The following is a 1737-nucleotide window of genomic DNA, read 5'->3' on the forward strand; positions in this document are numbered from 1 at the left end:
CGTTAGCAGCCTCCCGTGCGCACTGCCCTGTGTTTCCACGGGGGTGGGCGTTGCCAGCGGGAGCCGTACGCTGCGAACGTGACACACCGGCACGGCCCCGCCCCCGGGTGCGTCGGCGGCTGCGGCGGGGTGGGGCCGGTGTGGTGGCTGTCTACAGGGCTTGGGCCGAGGGCTTGACCATGCCGCGGACCGTGCGGGACTTGACGAAGTTGCCGAGGGCCGTCATTTCCCATTCGCCGGAGAACTGCTTGATGAGCTTGGCCATCATCACGCCGGTCTGGGGCTCCGCGGTGGTGAGATCGAAGCGGACCAGCTCCTCGCCGGTGGCCGCGTCCAGGAGGCGGCAGTAGGCCTTCGCCACCTCGGTGAACTTCTGGCCGGAGAAGCTGTTCACCGTGAAGACCAGGCCGGTCACCTCCTGGGGGATACGGCCGAGGTCCACGACGATCACCTCGTCGTCGCCGCCGCCCTCGCCCGTGAGATTGTCGCCGGAGTGCTTGATCGCGCCGTTCAGGATCGAGAGCTTGCCGAAGTAGCAGCTGTCGATGTGGTTGCGCTGCGGGCCGTAGGCGATCACGGAGGCGTCGAGGTCGATGTCCTTGCCCCGGTACGCCGGCTCCCAGCCCAGGCCCATCTTCACCTGGGCGAGGAAGGGAGTGCCGCCCTTGGTGAGGGAGACTGTCTGGTTCTTCTGGAGGCTGACGCGGCCCTTGTCGAGGTTGATCTTGCCGGTGCCCGGGGCGGGGGCGGGCGGTGCCGCCGGGGGCGCCGGAGGTACGGGCGGGGCCGCCGGTGTGGTGACCGGGGGTGCCGACGGGGGCTGGTGGAGGGTGGGGGCCGGGGTGGCCACCGGGGCGGCCGGTTCCTCCACCGTCACGCCGAAGTCCGTGGCGATGCCCGCCAGGCCGTTCGCGTATCCCTGGCCGACCGCGCGGGCCTTCCATGTGCCGTTGCGCAGGTAGACCTCGACGATGACCAGGGCCGTCTCCGTGCCGAGCTGGGGCGGGGTGAAGGAGGCCAGGACCGAGCCGTCGTCGGCGTTGCGGATCGTCGCCGTCGGCTCGATGCCCTGGAACGACTGGCCCGCCGCGTCCGGGCTCGCGGTGACGACGATCTTCTCGATGCCCTGGGGCACGGCTGTCGTGTCGACCGTGATCGAGTCGGGGGAGCTGCCGCCGCCGGAGCGGTACGTCACGCCCTGGCCGGTCGGCTGGTTGTAGAAGATGAAGTCGTCGTCGGAGCGCACCTTGCCGTCGGCGGTGAGCAGCAGGCCCGATACGTCGAGCCGCACCGGGGCGGCGACGTCCACCGTCACGCGGGTGACGGGGAGAGGGATGTTCGAGCCGGGGGTCATAGCTGTCATGCCGGGTGAACGAGCGGACCGGCTTTGCCGTTCCCTTACCAAGTGGGGAATCGGCCGACCGGGTCAGCGGCGGTTGCGGGGGTGGTTGCGGGCGGTTCGTTCGTTGCCGTGCTTGTAGTTGCCCGTCCAGCGGGCCATGACGAGCTGGGGGTCGCCCTTTTCCACTTCCGCGAGGAACTGGGTGGCTCTTGGGCCGCGGAGGGTGGTGGCGGGGCGGGTGCCGTGGGTGATCGTGACCGTTGTGGTGGCGGGGTGGTGGGTGTAGGTGAAGCCGTGTGGGTTTGGCATGGGGCGATGGTAGGGGCGTGGGGTGGGGCACGACGAAGGGTTTTCGCCCCCGCCGCCCCTACCCGTTCCCATCCACGCATGGGGGC

General features: G+C 70.2%; 2 protein-coding genes. Both read right to left on the reverse strand.

The window, feature by feature from the left end; all coding sequences use genetic code 11:
* Positions 1-151 precede the first annotated feature (151 nt).
* Positions 152-1354, reverse strand: coding sequence for a TerD family protein (locus ACFWGJ_RS43530; protein WP_387334521.1), 1203 nt, complete (start codon positions 1352-1354; stop codon positions 152-154).
* Between the two features lie 72 nt (positions 1355-1426).
* Positions 1427-1651 carry a hypothetical protein gene (locus ACFWGJ_RS43535; protein WP_387334520.1) on the reverse strand — a complete coding sequence of 75 codons (225 nt, stop codon included), beginning with the start codon at positions 1649-1651 and terminating at the stop codon, positions 1427-1429.
* Positions 1652-1737 lie beyond the last annotated feature (86 nt).

The sequence above is a fragment of the Streptomyces sp. NPDC060205 genome, from assembly GCF_042728395.1.
Classification (GTDB): Bacteria; Actinomycetota; Actinomycetes; order Streptomycetales; family Streptomycetaceae; genus Streptomyces.